We start from the raw sequence: 21,646 nt of genomic DNA, 5'->3' as shown, positions 1-21,646 counted from the left end.
CGCGGCGACAAGGCCTACTCGTCCCGAGCGATCCGCCAGCACCTGCGCGACCGCGGCATCCAAGCGGTCATCCCGCAACCATCAGACCAGATCGGCCACCGCCTCCGCCGCGGATCCCGAGGCGGACGACCCGTCAGCTACGACCAAGACGACTACCGGGGCCGCAACGTCATCGAACGCCGCTTCGCCACACTCAAGCAATGGCGCGGCATCGCCACCCGCTACGACAAACTCGCAACCGTCTACCGATCTGCAGCAGTCCTCAACGCCGTCATCGCCTGGACCCACCAATTAGGAGACACGCCCTAGGCGTGTAGGTTGCTCATCTCGCCGATCCTGACACCTGCTGCCGGAATTGCAAGCCGGAGTCTACGAGCTGCCGTGTCATCGCGTCACCGCGGTCTCTGTCGAGCCGGCAAGCTCTCGGAAGGTCTCGTCGATCCAATCGGCGATGATCCCGGCGACATACGGCATGTTGTCGATCGAGATGTGCTCGGTGCCTCCCTCGGGGTCGTCGAAGATCCGCAATTCTCTCTTGCTGCTGTTGAGGGCCTGGTCGTAGGTCTCATGCGCGTACTTGACACTGATCTGGCGGTCACCGGTGCCGTGCGTGATGAACAGGGGTGCGGTGATCTTGTCGGCGACACCGTTGAGGTGCATCTCCGCGGTCTTCTCGATGAAATCCTGCATGTTGTCGACGCCCCACACCCAGAAGACGTGGTCCCAGTAGTGAGGCACAGGGTTCTCACCCTCTCGACGACGACGGCCGTCCTGCACCTCCGTCCAGTTGTGGTTCGCCCCCCACGCCACCCCGAGCTTCAGGCGCTTCTCGAATGCCAGGGCCCGCGGCGCGTAGTAGCCGCCCAACGACCATCCGACGATTCCGATCCGCGTGGCGTCGACGCCGAGCACCGTCTCGTTCGACTCGATCCAATCGACGATCGCCGCTGCCCACACCTCGGTGTCGTGCCGGGCGGTCAGTCCGCGGAGGCGGAGAGCCTCACCGGAGCCGGGAGTATCGATCATGAGGGTCGAAATGCCGCGCTCGGCCAGCATTCGGGGGAACCCGGAGTAGTACATCATCTCTTTCGTCGAGTCGAGCCCGTTCCACTGGATGACGACCGGGCTCGGCCCGTCGCCGGGCGCACGGTAGAAGTACGCCGGAAGCGATGTGTCCTCGTAGGGGACCTCGACGCGTGTCAACGGCACGCCGCTCAGTTCCACGTGTTTCAGCAGAAGTCGGACCGACGACTCGTAGGCGGCGTTGCGACCCACCCACTTCGGGGACTGAAGCCGCTCCGCCTGCGACGTGTACAGCGATGCTCGGTAGTACGTCTCTCCCGCGCCGACATGATGCCCGCGCGACTCGTCCTCCTCCGCTTTGAGCGTGAGCCGGGTGGCAACAGCCTCCCAGGACGCAAACAGTTGCTCGGTCCCGACGTCGTCGCCGTCCATGGCTGCCTGCAGGACCGGCTTGCACGCTCTGTCGACTTCATCGATGAAGCCTCCGTTGTTGAGTGTCGCCACGACCGCGAGGCTCCAGACGTAGTTGCTGGGAAAGTACATGAACATCGGTATCTGCCTAACGGTTGGGTGGGAGCGGCGGCCGGCCGGCCTTAATGCGATCGGACATGTACTTGGCGCCCGCCGACGAGGTGAATCCACCGTCGACCGGGATCTCCGCGCCAGAGATGTATGCGGCCTCGTCCGAGATCAGGAAGGCGACCATGGACGCGACCTCGTTCGAGGACCCCATCCTCTCGAGTGGCGTCATGTCGAGCTGCGCGCCGCGCATCGCTTCGGGAGCCCCTGCCGTCATGAGCGTCTCGATGAAGCCGGGATGGACGATATTGACGCGGATGCCGCGTGAACCGTACTCGGTCGCGGCCACGTGAGTCAGACCTCTGAGCGCCCATTTCGACGTCGTGTATGCCACGGGATAGTGGCCGGTCAGCCCGGCCGAGGAGCCGATGTTCACGATGGAAGATCCTTCGCCCATAAGTGGAGCCAGGGCTTGGATGCCGAGCATGGCGCCCGTGACGTTCACTCGGAGGACGCGCTCCCAGTCGCCCAGCAGTGTCTCGCCGAGCCGAGTGCGATGGGTGATGCCGGCGTTGTTGACCAGCCCCTTCAGCGTCCGTCCTGCGAGTCGTTGCGCGACGGTGGCAGTGAGCGTCGACCACTGCTCTTCGCTGGTGACATCCAGCTGGTGGTACTGCACCGACGGATTCGAGTAGCTCGGCCCTTCGGCCTGAAGGTCGGTGGCGATGACGAGTGCGCCGTTCTCGGCGAGCAATTCGACCTCGGCCATGCCCTGACCACCGGAGGCGCCGGTGACGACGATCACCCGATCGGCGAGTCCGCGCCCCGTCATGTGTCGGCTCCGGTACGGGTCCGTCTACGAGAGCGAGGTCGCGCCCGGAGCACCTCCGGCGCTGTGATGGATCGGCCGACGATCGATATCAACTCACCTATTCCCTCGACTGTCATCCGCACTTCGTCACCCTCTCGCAGAGGCGGTGGGAGAAGTTCGCCGGATCGGCCCCAGAGCTCTGCGAGGCATCCGCCGTTCCCGATGGTCCCTGACCCGAGCACGTCGCCGGCGACAACGCGCGAATTGCGCGAGGCGTACGCGACCAGCTCAGGCACTGTCCACCCCATGTTCGAGACCAGATCCTCGCCGACAAGCTCGTCATTGACCCGCACCTCCGCGCGGATCGCGAGGAAGCCATCGGCGTCCAGAAACGGTGCGAACTCGTCTGCGGTCACGATCCACGGCCCGAGGCTGGTCCCGAAATCCTTGCCCTTCGCGGGACCGAGCCTGACTTTCATCTCCCGTGACTGGAGGTCCCGAGCGGACCAGTCGTTCATGATCGTGTACCCGAAGATCGCTTGAGCCGCCTCGTACACGGACAGATTCGCGCCGCCGTCTCCTCCAACGATCGCCGCGATCTCAAGTTCGAAGTCGAGTCGCTCCGTCACCGGAGGCAGAACCGGCTCGTCGGGACCGAAAACCGTGTGCGGATTCGTGAAGTAGAAGGTCGGGGCCTCGTACCACTCCGCGACCACCTCGCTCTTCCCATCGACGGAGGCGCTCACGCCCTCGACGTGCTCCTCGAAGGCGACGAAGTCTCGGATGGTGCCGGGCACGATCGGCGCAAGCAGGCGCACCTTCGCCAAACTCACGGCAGCGGTTGTTCCGACCTCCGAGGCCAGCCTCCGCGCAAGTGGCAGCCCGCCGCGGAGTGTCTCCGCGACGGTGAGTCCGCCTGGGAAGGCAACGACTCGGTCCTTGACCACGAAGCCCTCGCCGATGGCCCCATCAACGATCCATCGAGCGATGCGCATGTGCGCCCTCCTCCGATCCGATCAGAGTCACAGCATGGCCGAGGGATTGACGGGAGCGCCGACAGCACCCGTGATAACCAGCGGCGGAGCGACGAGCTGAAACTCGTAGCGCCCCTCCACCGCACACACCTCGGCAAGTCGATCAAGGTCCCACATCTCGCCCACGGTCAGGCCCATATTCGGGATGACGACCTGGTGCAGCGGCTGGAACGACGGCGAGATGAACTCGTTGGGGCGCACCTCGAATCCCCACGTATCCGTTGCAACCGCGGCGATCTCCTTGCGATGCAGCCAACCCGCGGCGGTGAAGGAGAGGCCGGGAGCGTCGCCCCCCGCGTAGTCCCTCCATCCGTCGCGCCGGGCGCGAGTGAGCTGCCCGGTGCGGACGAGCAGAATGTCTCCACGTCCGACCTCGCTCGTCGGGCCCTGAGCCGCGATGCACGAATCGAGATCCTCGCTTGTGATCGCGTAGCCGTCCGACAGTTCGCCGGATTCGTGTTCGAGGTGCCGACCCAAGTCCAGGAGCACACCGCGCGACACGATCACGTCGGCGAGGTGCTCGATGCCCGTCACCAGGTCGCCTTCGCTCGTGACGACGTCCCCGGCATGACGGCCGTTCCACGCGATGCCATGGTCGAAGATGTGACCGAGTCCGTCCCACTGCGTCGAGCACTGCAGAGGCATCGTGATCACGTCGTCCGCGCCGCCGAATCCGTGCGGGAACCCTTGGTTCCCGCGCTCCGCATCCGTGCCGGTGTCCGTCATCGTGTGAACTGGATTGGTGCGTCGACGCCAACCCTTCTGCGGGCCGTTCGTGTCGAACCGCTGGGACAGGGAGATCACGGTTCCGGTGCGCACGAGGTGAGCGGCTTCGATCCTTTTCGCGACGTCGATGAAGTTCAGTGTTCCCCGAACGTCATCCTCACCCCAGCGCCCCCAGTTTCGGTACGCGCCCGCAGCTCGAGCGATCTCCCCCTCGGGATCGGTCACGTCGAGATCCTCGGGCCGTTCTGCTGCAGACGGCACGCCCTGCTCCAATGCATTTCTCGATGCGTCGTTCACCCGCGCCCCTGTACGGCGTACGGGTTCAGCAGCGCATCCTTGATCTCGTCCGGAACGCCCTCCTCCGTCGCGCTCGGCCCGTCAGCCGCCGGGAAGGATTCGGTCATGGACATCGGCATCGCGCTGTTCCGATAGAGGTTGCTCGACCCCAGAGAGGGCTTCCAGGTGTTGGCCTCCCAGTCCGGCACGTAGTTGCGGTAGCCACCGGTGTTGAGTTCGATGCGCAGACTGGAAGGTTCCCTGTAATAGAGGAACGTCTGCTCCCCGATCCCGTGGATCGATGGACCGTATTCGATCGGGTACCCGTTCTCCATCAGGACGTCGGCCGCGATCAGGAGCTCCTCCCGGGTGTCCACCCAGAAGGCATAGTGGTTGATCCGTCCACCCCGGGTGGAGCCGTCGAGAACGACGCCGAGGTCGTGAGACTTCTCGTTGGTGGTCAGCACCGAGAACACTGAGATCGGCGCTTCGTCGAGGATGGTCTTAGCCATGATCCGGAACCCGAGGACCTCGTGGTACCAGGCAGCGAACGCGTCGACGTCGCTGGCGGCGATGGTGACGTGGTCGAGCTGTCGGGGAGCTCCGGCCACCCTGCTGCGCTTCTCCGGCCGGTCGGGAAAGATCGAGGCCATCTGAGGTTCTGCTCGATGGTGCTCGACATCCCAGTGCAGGGTCATGCTGTGGCCCCACGGTCCGACGAATCGGTAGGCACGCCCGATCGTGTTGCCGTTGAACCATTCGCCCTCGACGCCGGCTGCCTCGATGCGCTTCGCCGCCTCCTCCAGTGCCTCGGGGCTGGAGGTGCGCCATGCCATGGTCTTCAGGGACGGCTCGTCGCCAGGAGCGACGACGACGGAATAGCGGTAGTAGTCCCCCCAGCACCGCAGGTAGACGACGCCGTCAATCCGATCGACGACGGTCAGGCCGACGTGCTCTTCGTAGAACTTCACTGATGCGTCGACGTCCGGCGATGTAATCGTCACGTACGAGAGGTGGGAGAGCAGGTTCATCATGGTTCCTTCTTGTCTGTTGAAAGCTCGGATCGAAAAGGGCGGTTCACGCTACGGCCGACGCGCCACTCCTCGACTCGAACTCCGCCTCCGTGACATCGATCTCATCGAGCTGCTTGAGGATCTCGCCAGGCGTGGTTTCGCCGATCATCTTCTGCAGGAACGGGCTGTGGTCGAAGATCAGGTCGCGAATCGGACGAATCGGGGCTGGGATGTGGTGGAATATCTTCCCGAGTCGGTAGGCCGTGTCGACCTGGAATGCAGTGTGGGGCCTTCGCGGGGCCTCGTAGGCATCGAGCGCGGCAGCAAGTGCCGCAGGATCCGAGATGTCGACCCCTGCGATCCGCCTGCCCAGGAAGTAGCCGTCTTCGATCGACATCCCCGCGCCGTAGGCGGCATACGGCGATGTCGGGTGTGCGGCGTCGCCGACGAGTGTGGCCCGCCCCTTCGACCACTTCTCGAGCGGCGGACGGTCGCGAATCGGCCAGCGCTGAAGGTGCGCAGGGTCGGTCGCCGCGATCAGCTCGGGGAGCGGGGACGCGAACCCCTCCGCCATCTTCGTCGCGGTCGCGTTGAGGTCCCCGGTGAATTCTTTCGAGGAGTCGTATGCACCGAGCACCCACCACTGATATCCGGCTCGACCCTCGTGACGGATGGACGTCCAGCTGCCCTGGATGGTGCGCGTGTGCGAGACGATACAGCGTCCAGTCGGCACGTCTGGGAGCTCATCGAAAGTGAACCCTCCGATGATGTGCAGGTTGTGCTCGCGTTTTGGTTGCTCGCCCCAGAGGGTGCGGCGCACAAGGGAATCGATACCGTCGGCGCCGACAAGGAGGTCGGCTTCAATGGTGGTGCCGTCCGTGAGTCGCAGCCGGACGCCGCTGTCATTCTGGTCGAAGGACTGGACCGGAGTGTTGGTGCGGAGGATGCCGTCGGGGATCGCCTGCAGCATCCGGCTGTACAGCTGCGGGCGGAGCATTCCGATGAAGCCGCCGCCGTACTGGTCGATGACCTCTTGCGGGAGACGGACGACCGCGCGGACTCGCCCGGACGCGCTTCGAAACTCCGACTGGCACGGCGCTCCCAGGTCCCTCGTGTCGACGCCGATCAGCCCCAGCGCCTTGATGGGCGGCGGCCAGAGGTTGAGGATGTTGCCCGCCGGGCGCGCGGCCGGGTAGCGCTCCAACAGCACGACGTCATGCTCGGTTTGTGCGATGGAGAGTGCTGCGGCCATTCCCGCCGGTCCCGCGCCCAAGACGACTACGCGTCCCTTTTTTGCCATGTTGTCCTCCTCATTGAGTGGCGTGATGTGTCGAAAAGAGTCAGAGCTCGATTTCGTTCATGACCGGCTCGCCGGCGAGCGCACCGTCGAGGCCGGCAAGGAATTGTCGGGTGTGGTCGTGGCTCATGTGGGCCTCGAGCGCCGCACGATTTTTCCAGACCTCAGTGCTGACGATCGCGTCGTCGTCAAGCGACGCGGTGAAGGCGTAATAGACGCACCCCTCGTCCGCTCGAGTCGCTTCAACCATGTCGTGGACCGAGGCGATGACGTGATCGCGCGCACCTTCAGCCGGTAGAGCGCTGCCGGTAATGAGAAGCATGAAGTCTCCTGACATCCTTGTCACGCCAAAAGCGTAGTGTGCGCTACGTTTCTACATGCACATGACACAATGTGTCAAGAGCCGAAGGAGCGACCACGAGTACGACAGTCCGTCCCCCCTTGCAGAAGCGGAGCCGCCAGGCGTGGGCGCGCGTTCTCGACGTCGGAGTCCAGCTTCTTTCGGAACGCGGATACGACGGCTTCACGATCAACGCGATCTGTGAGGCGGCCGGAGTCGCTCCTCGATTTCTCTACGACCGAGTCGACGGGAAGGACGACCTGTTCCTTGCCGTCTACGAGCACGGCTTGAGCCGCGTGCGCGCAGGCCGATCCGAACTGGAGCGCGAAGAGCGATGGTCGGCGCTAGCGCCGCACGAACTGGTATCAGCCGCCGTTCGTGAGATCGGTGCGCGGTTCCGGAATAACGCGGCATTCCTGCGAGCAGTGGTTCTGATCTCGAGTTCCAACACCGAGGTGGCAACGCGCGGTTCCGCCTACCGGGCCGAGGACGAGCGGCAGTTCGTTCGGCTTCTGGCCCGTATCGAGAATGAGATCTCCTGGGAGGACCCCGCAGCCGCCATGCGCTATTGCTTCGACACGGCCTTCTCAGCCTGGGTGGTCAGGGTCGCGTACGGTGCAGGATTCTCATCGCTCGATCTCGACGACGAGGCATTCGACCTGCGGCTCCAGCAGCTGTCGGTCCGCTACCTGCTCGGCTGAGGGCCCGGAGGCGCGGTTGGGGACGCCGAGCTCGCGGGCGACCTGCGAGAACAGGCGGTCGCTGATCGGGCCAACTCGATCGCACCAAGCCGCAGCTCCCGAGGAACCGCCTAGCCGCAAGGACCGACTTCCCGGAAAAAACAAGCCCGATGCTAAGTGTCCGAACAAGCGGGAACACCAAGGGACCACGCACAGATCAGGCAGAAGGATGGACGGGGACAGAGTAGGAGGCGAAAAGAGAGAGTAAGAGGCGAATGCACGCAGGCACTTAAGTGGAACCGCCTGCGCCAGCGCCGGTTTCATAGAGCTCCCGGTCAACCTGGTTGCCTTCATCACACCGGCCTCAACCCCGAAGGAGGCCTCTGGACACGATCAGCCTGGGCCGGCCACAGCTGACACGCCCAAACCATCCACTCTTTTTGGCCTATAAGCCCCAAATGTAGTCAGACGCCCGATCCTGGGACAGCAAAAACCCCCGGATCCCTTGTAAACAGCGGGATCGCGGGGGCTTGCACGTGGCGGTACCGGTGGGATTTGAACCCACGGTGGGCTTTCACCCACACAACTTTTCGAGAGTTGCACCTTCGGCCGCTCGGACACGGTACCGCGGACCATCGTACGCGATCCGGACCGACGTCTCCAATCGGCGGCCACCGTCCGCTGCCACCGTCCGCTGCCACCGTCGGCCGAGGCCGGCGTGCGGGCTGGGGCGCTCTGCCGCACCCGCCCGCACTCGGGTACTCTGCCGTGCATGAGAGCTCTCCGCCGCATCCTCTCCGCCGCGGCCGGCCTCGTCGTCGGGGCCGCGGTCGCCCTCCTGGGGTGGCAGCGCGTGCGCGCCAAGCAGGCAGCGGTCGCCGAAGGGCGCGTGCGGCTCAACGAGCTGTTGCCCGTCCATTCGAAGTGGTGGCGGGATGCGGCCAAGGATCCCGGCGAGCTGCTGTACGTGGCGATCGGTGACAGTGCGGCGCAGGGGATCGGCGCATCCGCCCCGAAGAACAGCTACGTCGGTGTGATCGCGGACCACCTGCGTGCGGTGACGGGGCGGTCGGTGCGCGTCGTCAATCTGTCGGTCTCCGGCGCGACGGTGGCCCTCGCGGTCGCCGACCAGCTGCCGCGCATCGCGGCACTGGAGCCGGACATCGTCACCGTGTCCATCGGCGCGAACGACATCGCGGCTTTCGATCCGGCACTCTTCCGGGTGGGGCTGCGGGCCGTCTTCGCGGCGGTCCCCGAGCACGCCATCGTCGCCGACCTGCCCTACTTCTACCTGCCGCGGAACGAGCGGCTCGTCGCAGAGGGCAACCGCATCCTCCGTGAGGAAGCCGCCGCCCGCGGACTCGAGGTCGCGCCCCTCCACGCCACCATGCGGCGGCAGGGGCTGCGCGGCGCCCTCACGCAGTTCGCCGAGGATCTCTTCCACCCGAACGACCACGGCTACCGGGTGTGGGCGTCGGCATTCCTTCCTGCGGTGACCGCGCGGGCGCGGGAGCTGTATCCGCGGGACGGCCGCGCATCCACCGTCCCTGCAGACCGCCGGACCGTCAGCGCGTGACCTCCGCCGGGGCGAGGTGGGTGAGGAGCCGGTCCCAGGCCGGCACGATCGCGAGGTGACCGACGCCGGGCACCACTTCGAGTTCCGCATCCGGCAGGGCGCGCTGATACCACGACCCGTGGGCCACGCCGGCGAGCGCATCCGCCTGGCCTGAGACGATGAGCGTCTTGGCCTTCACCTCCGCCGGGTCGAAGCCCCAGGGACGTGCGGTGTAGCTCAGGATGTCCGCGGCCACGCCACGGGCGCCCTGACGGAAAGCGTCCATCAGCATGCGGCCCAGGCGGTCGCGGACGCCGCGACGCGCCAGCGCCTGCTCATCCACCGCCCCGAGTCCGATGAACTCGACGGGGACCTCGTCGGGCTGGGTGGCCGCCCTGACCGCATCCGCCTGACCCTGCAGCATCCCGCTGAGGCGGTCGATCGCCTCGTCGGGGGCGAGTGCGCCCAGCTGGTCCGAGATCGCCTGCAGCTGCGGGTCGATCCACGGTACGGCTTCGTTCGGAGCGGGCGTTCCGACGATGGCGACCCGGTCGACGAGCTGCGGATGGCGCGCAGCGAACGCGAGGGCAACGCGACCTCCGGCGGACCACCCGACGATGCCGACCGTGCGCGGGCGGCTGACGCCGATCACCGACTCGGCGAGCACGACGGAGCGCACGTACTCCGCGATGTCGTCCGCCGCCTGCGTGATGCTGGGCCAGGTGCCGTGCGGCCAGGGATCGCTGGAGCCGTAACCCGGCCGGTCGAGCGAGACGACGTGCGCCCGGCTCGTGGTCGAGGCGTCCGGATCGGGGTCGAAGCCGGAGGCGCCGGGAGCCGGGTGGCAGAAGATCACGAGTCGCTCGGCGTCGGCATCGCCGAAGCCGGTGAGTCCGACGACGCGGCCGGAGCGGAGGGTGAAGGTGCGAGCAGCCATGCGGCCCATTGTGCACTCGGGCACCGACATTGGGGAGGTGCCGCGAGACCACGCATGGCGGGCGCCGCCGCCCGCGCGCGACCCGGAAGAAGTGCTCACCGCGTCGCGATCGCGGGAGATATCCACAGGTCGCCGCGATCCTTCCGGCGATGACGGTGGCCGGCCGTAGTGTTGAGCCCGATCGAGGAGGTGCCGTGCCGAAGGCGTCCATCAACTACCGCTGCTCCGAATGCGGCTGGTCCACGGCCAAGTGGGTCGGCCGCTGCCCGGACTGCGAGGCCTGGGGAACAGTCGCCGAGACCGCGCAGCCGACCGGCGTGCTCCGGGCGATCAAGCCGGTGACGATCGCGGCCGGGCGGGAGGCACGCTCGATCACCGGCATCCGGGCCGACAACGCTCACCGACGGCCGAGCGGCATCGGGGAGTTCGACCGCGTGCTCGGCGGCGGGATCGTGCCAGGCGCGGCGATCCTGCTCAGCGGCGAGCCGGGGGTCGGCAAGTCGACGCTGCTGCTCGAGGTCGCCTCCCGAGCGGCCCAGGCCAACAGGCGGGTGCTGTACGTGAGCGCCGAAGAGTCGGTGAGCCAGGTGAGGATGCGCGCCGAGCGCACCGACGCCGTCCACGACGAGCTGTTCCTGGCCTCCGAGACCGACCTGGCGACGATCATCGCGCAGATCGATGCGGTCGACCCGGCTCTCGTCATCGTGGACTCGGTCCAGACCGTGTCCAACGGATCCACCGACGGCATCGCCGGCGGCCCCAGCCAGGTCCGCGAGGTGGCGAGCGCGCTCATCCGGATCGCGAAAGAACGGGACCTGCCCGTGGTGATCGTCGGCCACGTCACGAAGGACGGCTCGATCGCCGGTCCCCGCCTGCTGGAGCACCTCGTGGATGTGGTGTGCCAGTTCGAGGGCGACCGGCAGACCGCTCTGCGTTTCATCCGCGCACTGAAGAACCGCTTCGGCCCCACCGACGAGGTCGGCTGCTTCGAGATGACCGGCGAGGGCATCGCCGAGGTTCCCGATCCGAGCGGGCTCTTCCTCAGCCGCAACACCACACCCGTCTCCGGGACCTGCGTGACGGTCGCGATGGAAGGCCGGCGGCCGTTGCCCGTCGAGGTGCAGGCGCTCGTGGTGGCGACGACGGCGCCCAATCCGCGCCGGGTCACGAACGGCGTGGATGCGTCCCGCGTCGCGATGCTGCTGGCCGTCCTCGAACGGCGCGCCGGCATCCGCCTCGGCGACAAGGACGTCTACGTGTCGACGGTCGGCGGAGTCCGGCTGTCCGAGCCCGGCGCCGACCTCGCCATCGCGCTCGCGATCGCCTCCGCGGCGAGCGACCGTGCCATCCCGCACACCCTCGCCGCCTTCGGCGAGATCAGCCTCGCCGGCGAGATCCGTCCCGTCGTCAGCGGAAAGCAGCGCACGGCGGAAGCCGCGCGTCTCGGCTTCGCCACACGCGTCGACGACCGCAGCGCATCGATCCGCGAAGCCCTCCGTCTCGCGTTCACCGCTGCATCGACGGATCGTGAGCGCGAACTCGACGCTGCCTTCTGACCTCGTCGAACACGCGCGGCGTCACTTCAGGATGAACTGCTTCGTCTGCGCGCTCGTGATCCCCGAGACCGTCGTCTCGAGGTGATACGAGGCGCCCGCCGCCGGGACCTGCTCGCGCTTCGCCTGGCACGTCGACGGGTCTGAGCGCGTCCGGTCCCAGGTGATCGGCACCTTCGACGAGATGGTCTTGGCAGGCTGGAGCAGCACCACCGCATCCACCTTGCCGGTCTGGCAGTCCGTCGACTTCCAGTAGACCTCGGCACCGCTCGTGATGGTGAACACCTGCTGCGCCGTCCCGGCGTCGATGGTGCAGGCCTTCGACCCCGTATTGGTCAGCGCCACGGACAGCTGCGGCAGCTCACCTGCCGCGTAGACGTCCTTGTCCGTGACCGCCTCCACGGTGATGTCGGCGGGCTTGCACGGCTGGCCGTCGGCAGAGGCGCTCGTGGTCGGGATGCTCGTCGCCGCGGCATGCGGAGCGGTCGTCGCCGCCGCCGTCGGAGAGCTCGTACTGCCCGCACCCGAACGATGATCGGCCGGCTCGCCGCTCGAGGAACCGGGCCGGACGACGATGAGGACGATGACGGCCACCACGGCGATCACACCGAGAAGGACGACGAGCCGGCGACGCCAGTAGACGCTGCTCGGCTGCGGGCCGACCGGGCGCTTGATCGTCGACATGCCCGCACTATAACGACGGCGTGGCGATGCGCCCGTCAGGCGCGCCCGGCCTTCAGCGAGTGCCCGCCAGGTGCTTCAGCATCCGCGTGTTCCCGAGGGTGTTGGGTTTCACCCGCGCGAGGTCCAGGAACTCCGCCACACCTTCGTCGTTCGAGCGCACCAGCTCCGCGTAGAGCTGAGGGTCGACGGCTTCCGCGCCCATGTCCTCGAACCCGTTCCGCTCGAAGAAGCCCACCTCGAAGGTCAGGCAGAACAGCCGGTCGAGGCCGAGCTCGCGCGCATCCTCCTCCAGCCGGGCCAGGAGGGCGTGGCCGACGCCCCGCCCGAGCCAGCCCTCGGAGACGGCGAGAGTGCGCACCTCGCCCAGGTCCTTCCACATCACGTGCAGCGCGCCGCAGCCGATCAGGCGGCCCTCGGCGTCCTCGGCCACACGGAACTCCTGCACCGCCTCGTAGAAGGTCACCGTCTCCTTGCCGAGCAGGATGCGTCGCTGCACGAGCGGCCCGACGAGTTCCTGGATGCCCTGGACGTCATCCGTCCGCGCCCGCCGGATGCTGAACCCTGGTCCGCTGTCGCTCACCATTCCACCCTACCGATCGCCGGCCCTCCCCCGGCGCGGCCTGGCGCCCGAGAGAGGCGGCCCGCGTCCGGACGCCGACCCCACAGATGCCGAAAGGGCCGGCCTCCGAAGAGACCGGCCCGATGCAACGGTACGTCAGCTGTTGGCAGCGAGATCCGGAGACGCCGGACCGGTTCCGATCGCAGCCGTCGAGTTGATCCCGGCGCCGATGGGCTCCTGGCGGGCGGTCGTCGTGAAGACGAAATCGCCGTCGGTGAAGTCGACGTGGACGTGGTCGCCGGAGTTCAGCTCGCCGTGCAGGATCTTCTCGCTCAGCCGGTCCTCGATCTCGTGCTGGACCGCGCGGCGCAGCGGACGGGCGCCGAGTGTCGGGTCGAACCCGACATCGATCAGCCGCTCCTTGGCCGGGACGGTCAGTTCGATGGTCATGTCGCGGTCGAGCAGGCGGGTCGAGAGGCGCTTGATGAACAGATCGACGATCTGCAGCAGCTCCTTCTTGTCCAGCTGCGGGAACACGATGATCTCGTCGACGCGGTTCAGGAACTCGGGCTTGAAGTTCTTCTTCAGCTCCTCGTAGACCTTGCCGCGCATCCGGTCGTAGCCGGTCTGCGTGTCGCCCTCGATCTGGAACCCGACGGGGCCGCCGGAGATGTCCTTCGTGCCGAGGTTGGTGGTCATGATGATCACCGTGTTCTTGAAGTCGACGACGCGTCCCTGGCCATCCGTCAGGCGTCCCTCCTCCAGGATCTGGAGCAGCGAGTTGAAGATGTCCGGGTGCGCCTTCTCGATCTCGTCGAACAGCACGACACTGAACGGCTTGCGGCGGACCTTCTCGGTGAGCTGGCCGCCCTCCTCGAAGCCGACGAAGCCGGGAGGGGCGCCGAACAGCCGCGAGACGGTATGCTTCTCGCCGTACTCCGACATGTCGAGCGAGATCATCGCCGACTCGTCGTCGAACAGGAACTCCGCGAGCGCCTTGGCCAGCTCCGTCTTACCGACACCGGTCGGGCCGGCGAAGATGAACGAGCCGGAGGGACGCTTCGGGTCCTTCAGGCCGGCGCGGGTGCGGCGGATCGTCTTGGAGAGCGCCGAGATGGCCTCCTCCTGGCCGATGACGCGCTGGTGCAGGGCCTTCTCCATGTAGACGAGCCGTGCCGACTCCTCCTCGGTGAGCTTGAACACCGGGATGCCGGTCGCCTGCGCGAGCACCTCGGCGATCAGGCCCTCGTCGACCTCAGCCGTGGTCTTGACCTCGCCCGAACGCCACTGCTTCTCGAGGCGCAGCCGCTCGCCGAGGAGGTTCTTCTCCTCGTCGCGCAGGCTGGCGGCCTTCTCGAAGTCCTGGTCCTCGATCGCGGCTTCCTTCTGCGAGCGGACGGCGGCGATCTTGTCGTCGAACTCCCGCAGCTCCGGCGGAGCCGACAGGATCGACAGGCGCAGGCGGGCGCCGGCCTCGTCGATCAGGTCGATGGCCTTGTCCGGCAGGAAGCGGTCCTGGATGTAGCGGTCGGCGAGGTTCGCCGCGGCGACGATGGCGCCGTCGGTGATGGACACCTTGTGGTGCGCCTCGTAGCGGTCGCGCAGCCCCTTCAGGATGTTGATGGCGTGGGGCAGGGACGGCTCCGCCACCTGGATGGGCTGGAAGCGGCGCTCGAGCGCGGCATCCTTCTCGAAGTGCTTGCGGTACTCGTCGAGCGTGGTCGCGCCGATGGTCTGCAGTTCACCACGGGCCAGGAGCGGCTTGAGGATGCTGGCCGCGTCGATCGCGCCTTCAGCGGCACCGGCGCCGACGAGCGTGTGGATCTCGTCGATGAAGGTGATGATGTCGCCGCGGGTGCGGATCTCCTTGGTGACCTTCTTCAGGCGCTCCTCGAAGTCGCCGCGATACCGGGATCCGGCGATGAGGGAGCCGAGGTCGAGCGTGTAGAGCTGCTTGTCCTTCAGCGTCTCGGGGACGTCGCCCCGGACGATCGCCTGGGCGAGCCCCTCGACGACGGCCGTCTTCCCGACGCCCGGCTCGCCGATCAGCACGGGGTTGTTCTTGGAGCGGCGCGACAGGATCTGCATGACGCGCTCGATCTCCTTCTCGCGTCCGATCACCGGGTCGAGCTTGTTGTCGCGCGCGGCCTGGGTGAGATTGCGGCCGAACTGGTCGAGGATCTGGCTACCGGCCTGCGCGGTGGTCTGATCGTTGCCTCCGACCTGGACCTGCTCCTTGCCCTGGTAGCCGGAGAGGAGCTGGATGACCTGCTGGCGCACACGATTGAGGTCGGCGCCCAGCTTCACGAGCACCTGGGCTGCGACGCCCTCGCCCTCGCGGATGAGGCCGAGCAGGATGTGCTCGGTGCCGATGTAGTTGTGGCCGAGCTGGAGGGCCTCGCGCAGGCTCAGCTCCAGCACCTTCTTGGCGCGCGGAGTGAACGGGATGTGCCCGGTCGGCTGCTGCTGGCCCTGGCCGATGATGTCCTGGACCTGCTCGCGGACGGCGTCCAGCGAGATGCCGAGCGACTCGAGCGCCTTCGCGGCGACGCCCTCGCCCTCGTGGATCAGGCCGAGCAGGATGTGCTCCGTCCCGATGTAGTTGTGGTTGAGCATCTTGGCCTCTTCCTGGGCCAAGACGACGACCCGGCGGGCTCGGTCGGTGAATCTCTCGAACATGTCAACTCCTCGTTCGACACCGTTGCAGGTTCGGCGTCGATACATCGAGAGTAACCACCGGTTCCGGCTCGTGTGGGCCTGTTCGCCGTAGGCGTGACGTGTCGTCGCGGTCCGACGCCCGGGAGCCGGCTCAGCGCTGGCGGGCCGGCTCAGCGCTGCCGGGGGCGGGCTCAGCCCTGGCGGGCGGGCAGCGTGAGCGTCGCGTCCGGCAGGACGACCGAAACCTGCGCGGTCTTCGTGATCCGGCCGGGCGTCGTGAACACCGTGGTGTGCGGCACGTAGTCGCGGGTGCAGATGCCGCCCGGCGCCGGGGCGGGCGTCGCGGTGATCCTGTCGTCCCCCGTCGCGGCGATGCTCGCGATCGTCGGCGGGCAGGAGGAGCTGCCGTAGAGGACGATGGCGACTTGGGCGCCGTCCTTCAACCAGGCGGCCCAGGATGCGCCTCCCGCACTGCTCGCCGGTGGCCGGACACCCTTCGGCTCGCCGGCGTAGTCCGTGACCGGCTTGCCCGGCGCAGCGGTGCATCCGGCGAGCGCGACGACGACGGCGAGGGCGGCGACGGCGGGCAGGAGTCGGGTCACGGGGCGGGGCACGGGACCATTCTAGGAAGCACCGCTCCGAGCCGGCCGGCCCACGCCTAGGATGCCGGTATGAGCAACCTGGAGCGCGATCCCGCCGAGCTGCTGGCGTCGTCCGCCGTGCTCACGGACACGCGTGTGGAGATCCTCGAACCGAGGGATGTCCCCCTCGGCGGACCCCGGGCGATGTCCGTCCGCCGCACGCTCCCGCAGCGCCGCCGGTCGCTCATCGGCGGCTGGTGCTTCATCGACCATTACGGCCCGGACGACGTGTCGGTGACCGGCGGGATGCGCGTCCCGCCGCATCCGCACACCGGCCTGCAGACGGTCAGCTGGCTCTTCGAGGGCGAGATCGACCATCGCGACAGCGTCGGGAGTCACGCGCTGGTCCGGCCGGGCGAGCTCAACCTGATGACCGCCGGCCGCGGCATCAGCCACTCGGAGGTCTCGACGGCGGAGACGACGCGGTTGCACGGCGTCCAGCTGTGGGTCGCGCTGCCGTCCGCCTCCCGGGAGGTGGCGCCCTTCTTCGAGCACCACTCGCCTGTCCCGGGCAGCATCGGCGCGGCGACCGTGAAGACGTTCGTCGGGTCGCTGGCCGGCAGCGGTACAGCTGCGACCGTGTTCTCGCCGCTCGTCGGGGCGGAGATCCTGGTTCCTGCAAGGACGACCATCGAGCTGCCGCTGGAATTGTCGTTCGAGCACGGCATCCTGGTCGACTCCGGCGATGTGACGGTGGAGGGCACGGACGTGCCGGTGTCGCACCTCGCCTACCTCTGTCCCGGGCGGGAGTCCGTCACCGTGCACGCCGGGTCTCCGGCACGACTGGTGCTGCTCGGGGGTGAGCCGCTCGGCGAGCAGATCGTCATGTGGTGGAACTTCATCGGCCGCACGCACGACGAGATCGTCGCGTCGCGTGCGGAGTGGCAGAGCGAGGTCATCGCCGGCGCCGATCCGGCAGGGCGATTCGGCACGGTCGCCGGCTACGACGGGGCGCCGCTGCCCGCGCCCGAGCTGCCGACGGTGCGTCTCCGCCCTCGCGGCTGAAATATTTGCCAGAACTCGCGTCATAAATCGGCGGTCTGTCCGTCTCTCTGTCGGAAGCGGGACCCGAAGCCCCTTCCGGCCCAGCTTCCCGGCGTTGCCGCGCGAGGCGGAGGCCCGACATCCACCCGAAGGAAATCCCGAACAATGGCGCACGCCTCCACCCGAAAGGGCCGCGCTCTCCGCGCGGCCGCCGTCACCCTGCCCGCCCTGGCTCTCACGCTCGGAGGCGGCCTGATCGCCGCATCCCCGGCGCTCGCCGCCACATCGTCCACCGTGAACCCCCTGGCCGCTTACACCGACTGGAACGTCGTCTCGTTCGGCGACACGACCATCCACGCCGAAAGCGAAGGCCCGGTCGCCACGGCAGGAACGCTGACGTTCACCGGCACCAACGTCTCCTTCAGCGCCGCGACGCCGACCGCCCTGCTGACCGGGGGACGCGTGGACTTCGCCGCCTCCAGCGGCACGCTTCGCGTCAACAGCAGCGGCGCGATCCGGATCGGCGACCTCAGCAACGCGGACGCGCTGGACGTGGACCAGAACAACGCCATGGTCAACACGCAGGTGGTCGCCGCCGGTGCAGGCTACGGCAGCACCCCGGCGATCGCATCGAGCCACCGGCAGACGTCGTCCGTGGCCGCCCCGGGTCTGTTCGCGTCGACCTTCTCCCCGGCGAAGGCGGTCGCCGCAAGCGCCCAGGTCGCCGCCGCCGCAACGGCCGGCTGCGGTACGGGCCACGTCATCGACCCGGCGATCGCGTACGGCAGCGCGAACGTGAACCTCACTCCCGGAGTGAACTTCTGGAACCTGACGGCCGCCCAGCTGTCGTCCATCTCCTCCATCACCTTCGGCGGTTCCGTGGCGCCGAGCCCGGACAATCCGCTCATCGTGAATGTGACCGGGTCCACCCCCGTCACGCTCTCACTGACGATGGCCGGCGCGCGCGACCCGCACGGCATCCTGTTCAACCTCCCGGACGTGACCTCGATCACGCAGGGCGGCGACTCCATCGACGGCTCGATCCTCGCCCCCCACGCCCAGTACACCAAGACCAGCGCCAACCTGCAGGGCACCGCGGTCGTCGCTTCGGCCGAGCTCGGCGGGTCGGAGGAGCACTACTTCCCCTTCACCGGGCACATCGACACCTGCACGCAGGGTGACACGGTGCCCAGCGAGCCGAGCACGGGGTCGGACACGCCGAGCACGCCGACGGACCCGACGACGCCGACCACCCCGACCACGCCGACGACCCCGACCACGCCGACGACCCCGACGACCCCGGCCGGCTCCACGCTCCCGGCCTCGTCGACGACCACGCCGGTGCCGGCGGCGACGGTTTCCGGCACGACCCCCTTCGCGGCGCTCGTGAACACGGGCGGCGCCGTCGTGATGTCGAGCCCGGCCTCAGCCTGGGCGATCATCGCAGGCGCCGGTGCGCTCCTGCTCGCCGCGACGATCATTCTGGTACTGCGTCGCCGTCTCCGGAACGGTCGCGCCTGACCTCTCGGAAGGTGCCTCGCGGTCGGTGCGGCCATGCCCTGTTTTCCGGGCATGGCCGCACTTCTGCGTCGTCGACCCCGAGAACGGGACGGACTCGTTCTGCACAGTCAGCCGGCGGGACGATCTCTCCACAGATTCCCTCCGGTATCGCGCCGAGACGGTGAAGCACCGGGAGAATGGACTCACCATGCATGCAAACCGCTAGGTTTTTCATGCACTCAACGCTAGGCTGACGATATGGGAGTTACCGTGCAAGTACGAGATCTGGATCCGGCGGTCAATGACCGCCTCAAGGGGGCTGCGGCAGCCAAAGGGTTGTCCTACTCCGAATATCTGCGACGGGAGTTGACCCGTATCGCAGAGAAGCTTCGCATCGAAGAACGCTGGCGCGAGGTGACGGCAGCGCACCGGCTGCAAGCCGAGGGCCAAGCGATCACAGCAGTGTTCGATCGCCCTCGTCTCGACATCCCGATGGATGAGGTCGTGCAGGGCATTCGAGAAGATCGGGACAGCCGATGATCGCGGCGGTGATGGACTGCAGTGCTCTGGTCGAACTTCTGACGACGGACGCCATCACGGCGTTCGAGGAGGGCGGAGAACTGGCCGACAGCATCCTCGTGGCGCCCCACCTCCTCGACCCGGAATTCCTCAGCGCGATGCGTCGCCGCGCGATCCTGCACCCGGAGGAGGCGCCAGCGCTCGAGCAGGTGACGCTCGAGTTCCACCGCCTGGAGATCATGCGGATGGAACACGAACCCCTGTGGATGGAGGCGTGGCGCTGGCGAGACAATCTGAGCGCGTACGACGCGATGTACGTGGCGCTCGCTCACCTGCTGGGCCTCCCGCTGGTGACCGCCGACGAGCGCCTCGCCCGGGCGGCTGACGGCTGGTGCGAAGTTCGGAAGGTCAGCGAGCTGCAGGCCGCATGACTCGTGGCGAGGGCACGGCGGCGCCGGCACAGAATTCGGGCCGACGCCGCCGCGCAGACGCAGCTACTTGGCGACGAGCTGCCAGTCCTGTGATCCGGCCCCGTTGTCCGACGGCTGGAGGCTGAGCGTGGCTCCCGCGGTCGAACCGGTCAGATAGAGCGAGCGGTTCTGGACACTCTGGAAGTAGACGTATCCGTTGCTCTTCGTGACCATGGTGAACAACCCGGACGCGGTGTTGTCCACCCATTGGCCGATCTGCTGCCCTTGGGTTGCGTTCCCTGTCCAGATCTCCGCCGCGCGGCCGCCCGACTTGTTCAGGAGGGTGACATTGCCATCCGGCTTGGTCGTGACGTGCCACAGCTCGGTGTCGGGATTGGCTGCCGAGCCGGCCGCCTCCAGCCGGACGTCCGGAAAGTCGGCGTTGCCGATGTTCGCGTCGGTCGTGTTGTTCGTCGTCCCGATCACCTGGCCGGTCAGCTTGTTCACGATCTGGTAGTAGGTGCCGGTCGAGTGACCGAAGTCGATGTCGGCGTTGATGATGGTCGAGGTCCCCTGATTGGCGAGGATCACGACGCGACCGGTGCTGGCATCGTAGGTGAGGTTTCGGCTGTAGGCACCGGGCATGGTGGTCTGATACGCCGTCCAGGAGGCCGTGCTGCTCCCGGACGCGTTCATCCAGACGTTTCCGCTTCCTGCCGCATTGAAGAGGATCCGACCGTCGGGAAGGCGGACCAGCACGGGGCTTCCGCCGGTGGCGAGCGCCCCGGTTCCCGTGGTGACAGGAAGGGTGGTGATGCCGGTCCCTGCGGCGCCTCCGACCGAGAAGAAGTGGAGCGGGTCGCTGGCGACCTTGTAGCGGACGTTGTCGCCGCCACCCCAGTACTCGTAGGTCAGCATCCACTTGCCGTCCGAAGTCTGAACGACGTTGGCCATACCGGGACGGCCTCCACCGATCTCGGTCTTTCCGCCGGCCAGGGTGACGGTCGTGCCCGTCACGTCGACCACCGGTCCGCTCCAGCTCGCGCTCGTGCCGTCCCAGGTGCGGTGGGCGAGGATCTGACCATCGGAATCGGTGGCGGTCGCGTTGTTCGGATCGAGGGTGGGTACACCGGTGGTGGTGTTGTACCCGGTGAAGTCGTTCTCATCCGAGTAGTAGGCGACGAGCTGGCCGTTGTAGACCATGAGGTACGGCTCCCAGACCGGGTCCACCTGCTTGTAGGTGTTGGCCGCAGATACGTTGACACCGATGGCGCCGGCGCTCCCGCCCTGCCAGCTGCCGCCGGTCACGATGTTCCGGAAGGTCCAGGATGCGCCGCTGTCGGTGCTCGAGTAGAGCGCGATCGCCAGGTCCTTGCGGTCGCCGTCGTTGGTCGGCGTCCAGTTGGGGTTGGCCGCCTTCTGCTCCAGGTAGTACTCGTCGTCGCCCGAGACGACGGCCGCCAGAACCAGCGTGCCCGCGGCGAGCGCACCGACCTGCTGCGGAAGCACGTACAGGTAGGGGTTCGTCCAGGCGCTCGTGTACTTGGCGACGGACGGATCGCTCGAGAGGTACGCGGGCGCCTGCACCTGCGAGAGCAGTTGCCACGTCGTGCCGTCGTCGTCGCTCTTGTACACCGGCAAGGTCTGCCCGACCGCGCTGCCCGATGCCGGGACGGTGGACTGCTCGAACGAGGCGACGAGCCGCCCGCTGGTGAGCTGTGCCGCCTTCGGATAGATCGCGCAATTGCCACGGCCCTTCAGGCAGGCCTGGTTCGACGGCAGCTGATAGATCGTGCCCGGCGTGGGGCTGTAGCCCTGTGCCGATACAGCGGTGGCGGCGACGATGGCCAGCGCGACGATCGCGCTGGCGATGGACCGGCGTGTGGTCTCTCTCTTCATAACCTCTCCTTTGGGGTCACTCACCGGC

General features: G+C 67.4%; 21 protein-coding genes and 1 tRNA gene. 8 read left to right on the top strand and 14 right to left on the bottom strand.

The window, feature by feature from the left end; all coding sequences use genetic code 11:
* The coding region (locus BM287_RS15900) for a transposase (RefSeq protein WP_139230709.1) at positions 1-309 on the top strand (309 nt) is incomplete at its 5' end.
* Positions 310-384: 75 nt separating this feature from the next.
* Here BM287_RS15900 and BM287_RS15895 read toward each other — a convergent pair.
* The 7 genes from BM287_RS15895 to BM287_RS15865 form a co-directional block, all read right to left on the bottom strand.
* The gene (locus BM287_RS15895) at positions 385-1,572 is read right to left on the bottom strand and encodes an alpha/beta hydrolase family protein (RefSeq protein ID WP_090041421.1); all 1,188 of its coding nucleotides are present in this window, start codon (positions 1,570-1,572) and stop codon (positions 385-387) included.
* 10 nt (positions 1,573-1,582) lie between these two features.
* Positions 1,583-2,374 (bottom strand): SDR family NAD(P)-dependent oxidoreductase, encoded by a 792-nt coding sequence (locus BM287_RS15890; protein ID WP_090041419.1) that lies wholly within the window; start codon positions 2,372-2,374, stop codon positions 1,583-1,585.
* Positions 2,371-3,348 (bottom strand): fumarylacetoacetate hydrolase family protein, encoded by a 978-nt coding sequence (locus BM287_RS15885; protein WP_090041417.1) that lies wholly within the window; start codon positions 3,346-3,348, stop codon positions 2,371-2,373. The genes BM287_RS15890 and BM287_RS15885 overlap by 4 nt, the downstream gene beginning before the upstream one ends.
* Before the next feature lie 27 nt (positions 3,349-3,375).
* Positions 3,376-4,338, bottom strand: coding sequence for a cyclase family protein (locus BM287_RS15880; protein ID WP_244528389.1), 963 nt, complete (start codon positions 4,336-4,338; stop codon positions 3,376-3,378).
* Positions 4,339-4,406: 68 nt separating this feature from the next.
* The gene (locus tag BM287_RS15875) at positions 4,407-5,423 is read right to left on the bottom strand and encodes a VOC family protein (RefSeq protein WP_090041414.1); all 1,017 of its coding nucleotides are present in this window, start codon (positions 5,421-5,423) and stop codon (positions 4,407-4,409) included.
* 43 nt (positions 5,424-5,466) lie between these two features.
* Positions 5,467-6,702: an FAD-dependent oxidoreductase gene (locus BM287_RS15870; protein WP_090041412.1), complete on the bottom strand. Its 1,236-nt coding sequence runs from the start codon at positions 6,700-6,702 to the stop codon at positions 5,467-5,469.
* A gap of 40 nt (positions 6,703-6,742) precedes the next feature.
* A complete protein-coding gene (locus BM287_RS15865) occupies positions 6,743-7,021 on the bottom strand; it encodes a putative quinol monooxygenase (RefSeq protein ID WP_170857584.1) in 279 nt (92 codons plus the stop codon).
* A gap of 119 nt (positions 7,022-7,140) precedes the next feature.
* On the opposite strand from BM287_RS15865, the gene BM287_RS15860 reads away from it, so the two are divergent.
* Complete coding sequence (locus tag BM287_RS15860) at positions 7,141-7,740, top strand: TetR/AcrR family transcriptional regulator (protein WP_211772994.1); 600 nt, start codon at positions 7,141-7,143, stop codon at positions 7,738-7,740.
* 516 nt (positions 7,741-8,256) lie between these two features.
* Here the strand turns inward: BM287_RS15860 and BM287_RS15855 are convergent.
* Positions 8,257-8,346: transfer RNA gene (locus BM287_RS15855), tRNA-Ser, on the bottom strand.
* Positions 8,347-8,491: 145 nt separating this feature from the next.
* Between BM287_RS15855 and BM287_RS15850 the strand changes: the two genes are divergently transcribed.
* Positions 8,492-9,295 carry an SGNH/GDSL hydrolase family protein gene (locus tag BM287_RS15850; protein WP_090041405.1) on the top strand — a complete coding sequence of 268 codons (804 nt, stop codon included), beginning with the start codon at positions 8,492-8,494 and terminating at the stop codon, positions 9,293-9,295.
* Here BM287_RS15850 and BM287_RS15845 read toward each other — a convergent pair.
* Complete coding sequence (locus BM287_RS15845; protein ID WP_090041402.1) at positions 9,285-10,211, bottom strand: alpha/beta fold hydrolase; 927 nt, start codon at positions 10,209-10,211, stop codon at positions 9,285-9,287. The two genes, BM287_RS15850 and BM287_RS15845, sit on opposite strands and share 11 nt — an antisense overlap.
* A 194-nt stretch (positions 10,212-10,405) precedes the next feature.
* Between BM287_RS15845 and radA the strand changes: the two genes are divergently transcribed.
* On the top strand, positions 10,406-11,767 hold the full coding sequence (gene radA, locus BM287_RS15840) for a DNA repair protein RadA (RefSeq protein WP_090041399.1): 1,362 nt from the start codon (positions 10,406-10,408) through the stop codon (positions 11,765-11,767).
* A gap of 21 nt (positions 11,768-11,788) precedes the next feature.
* On the opposite strand, the gene BM287_RS15835 is transcribed toward radA, so the two are convergent.
* The 4 genes from BM287_RS15835 to BM287_RS15820 all read right to left on the bottom strand — a co-directional run bounded on the left by BM287_RS15835 (position 11,789) and on the right by BM287_RS15820 (position 16,279).
* Positions 11,789-12,448, bottom strand: a complete 660-nt coding sequence (locus BM287_RS15835) for a hypothetical protein (RefSeq protein WP_090041397.1) — start codon at positions 12,446-12,448, stop codon at positions 11,789-11,791.
* A 52-nt stretch (positions 12,449-12,500) separates the two neighbouring features.
* On the bottom strand, positions 12,501-13,031 hold the full coding sequence (locus BM287_RS15830; RefSeq protein WP_090041395.1) for an amino-acid N-acetyltransferase: 531 nt from the start codon (positions 13,029-13,031) through the stop codon (positions 12,501-12,503).
* A gap of 132 nt (positions 13,032-13,163) precedes the next feature.
* Positions 13,164-15,686 carry an ATP-dependent Clp protease ATP-binding subunit gene (locus BM287_RS15825; RefSeq protein ID WP_090041392.1) on the bottom strand — a complete coding sequence of 841 codons (2,523 nt, stop codon included), beginning with the start codon at positions 15,684-15,686 and terminating at the stop codon, positions 13,164-13,166.
* Between the two features lie 170 nt (positions 15,687-15,856).
* Positions 15,857-16,279: a hypothetical protein gene (locus BM287_RS15820; protein ID WP_090041389.1), complete on the bottom strand. Its 423-nt coding sequence runs from the start codon at positions 16,277-16,279 to the stop codon at positions 15,857-15,859.
* Positions 16,280-16,336: 57 nt separating this feature from the next.
* Between BM287_RS15820 and BM287_RS15815 the strand changes: the two genes are divergently transcribed.
* From BM287_RS15815 to BM287_RS15800, 4 genes are all read left to right on the top strand, one after another.
* A complete protein-coding gene (locus BM287_RS15815; RefSeq protein ID WP_090041387.1) occupies positions 16,337-17,311 on the top strand; it encodes a pirin family protein in 975 nt (324 codons plus the stop codon).
* 144 nt (positions 17,312-17,455) lie between these two features.
* Positions 17,456-18,811, top strand: a complete 1,356-nt coding sequence (locus tag BM287_RS15810) for a collagen-binding domain-containing protein (protein ID WP_090041384.1) — start codon at positions 17,456-17,458, stop codon at positions 18,809-18,811.
* A 237-nt stretch (positions 18,812-19,048) separates the two neighbouring features.
* Positions 19,049-19,330, top strand: a complete 282-nt coding sequence (locus BM287_RS15805; protein WP_090041382.1) for a hypothetical protein — start codon at positions 19,049-19,051, stop codon at positions 19,328-19,330.
* A complete protein-coding gene (locus BM287_RS15800; RefSeq protein ID WP_090041380.1) occupies positions 19,327-19,740 on the top strand; it encodes a type II toxin-antitoxin system VapC family toxin in 414 nt (137 codons plus the stop codon). The genes BM287_RS15805 and BM287_RS15800 overlap by 4 nt, the downstream gene beginning before the upstream one ends.
* Positions 19,741-19,803: 63 nt before the next feature.
* On the opposite strand, the gene BM287_RS15795 is transcribed toward BM287_RS15800, so the two are convergent.
* The gene (locus tag BM287_RS15795) at positions 19,804-21,618 is read right to left on the bottom strand and encodes an RICIN domain-containing protein (RefSeq protein ID WP_090041378.1); all 1,815 of its coding nucleotides are present in this window, start codon (positions 21,616-21,618) and stop codon (positions 19,804-19,806) included.
* Between the last annotated feature and the right edge of the window lie 28 nt (positions 21,619-21,646).

This window comes from Leifsonia sp. CL147, assembly GCF_900114565.1.
In the GTDB taxonomy this organism is placed as follows: domain Bacteria; phylum Actinomycetota; class Actinomycetes; order Actinomycetales; family Microbacteriaceae; genus Leifsonia.
Note: the sequence above shows the minus strand (reverse complement) of the source record. Positions and strands in the feature narration are given on the sequence as shown.

What these genes read in the sequence shown, in the direction of transcription:
- BM287_RS15895 (WP_090041421.1), bottom strand. Translation starts at nt 1,572, where the DNA reads ATGTTCATGTACTTTCCCAGCAACTACGTCTGGAGCCTCGCGGTCGTG.
- BM287_RS15890 (WP_090041419.1), bottom strand. Translation starts at nt 2,374, where the DNA reads ATGACGGGGCGCGGACTCGCCGATCGGGTGATCGTCGTCACCGGCGCC.
- BM287_RS15885 (WP_090041417.1), bottom strand. Translation starts at nt 3,348, where the DNA reads ATGCGCATCGCTCGATGGATCGTTGATGGGGCCATCGGCGAGGGCTTC.
- BM287_RS15875 (WP_090041414.1), bottom strand. Translation starts at nt 5,423, where the DNA reads ATGATGAACCTGCTCTCCCACCTCTCGTACGTGACGATTACATCGCCG.
- BM287_RS15870 (WP_090041412.1), bottom strand. Translation starts at nt 6,702, where the DNA reads ATGGCAAAAAAGGGACGCGTAGTCGTCTTGGGCGCGGGACCGGCGGGA.
- BM287_RS15865 (WP_170857584.1), bottom strand. Translation starts at nt 7,021, where the DNA reads ATGCTTCTCATTACCGGCAGCGCTCTACCGGCTGAAGGTGCGCGCGAT.
- BM287_RS15850 (WP_090041405.1), top strand. Translation starts at nt 8,492, where the DNA reads ATGAGAGCTCTCCGCCGCATCCTCTCCGCCGCGGCCGGCCTCGTCGTC.
- BM287_RS15845 (WP_090041402.1), bottom strand. Translation starts at nt 10,211, where the DNA reads ATGGCTGCTCGCACCTTCACCCTCCGCTCCGGCCGCGTCGTCGGACTC.
- BM287_RS15835 (WP_090041397.1), bottom strand. Translation starts at nt 12,448, where the DNA reads ATGTCGACGATCAAGCGCCCGGTCGGCCCGCAGCCGAGCAGCGTCTAC.
- BM287_RS15830 (WP_090041395.1), bottom strand. Translation starts at nt 13,031, where the DNA reads ATGGTGAGCGACAGCGGACCAGGGTTCAGCATCCGGCGGGCGCGGACG.
- BM287_RS15825 (WP_090041392.1), bottom strand. Translation starts at nt 15,686, where the DNA reads ATGTTCGAGAGATTCACCGACCGAGCCCGCCGGGTCGTCGTCTTGGCC.
- BM287_RS15815 (WP_090041387.1), top strand. Translation starts at nt 16,337, where the DNA reads ATGAGCAACCTGGAGCGCGATCCCGCCGAGCTGCTGGCGTCGTCCGCC.
- BM287_RS15810 (WP_090041384.1), top strand. Translation starts at nt 17,456, where the DNA reads ATGGCGCACGCCTCCACCCGAAAGGGCCGCGCTCTCCGCGCGGCCGCC.
- BM287_RS15805 (WP_090041382.1), top strand. Translation starts at nt 19,049, where the DNA reads ATGGGAGTTACCGTGCAAGTACGAGATCTGGATCCGGCGGTCAATGAC.
- BM287_RS15800 (WP_090041380.1), top strand. Translation starts at nt 19,327, where the DNA reads ATGATCGCGGCGGTGATGGACTGCAGTGCTCTGGTCGAACTTCTGACG.
- BM287_RS15795 (WP_090041378.1), bottom strand. Translation starts at nt 21,618, where the DNA reads ATGAAGAGAGAGACCACACGCCGGTCCATCGCCAGCGCGATCGTCGCG.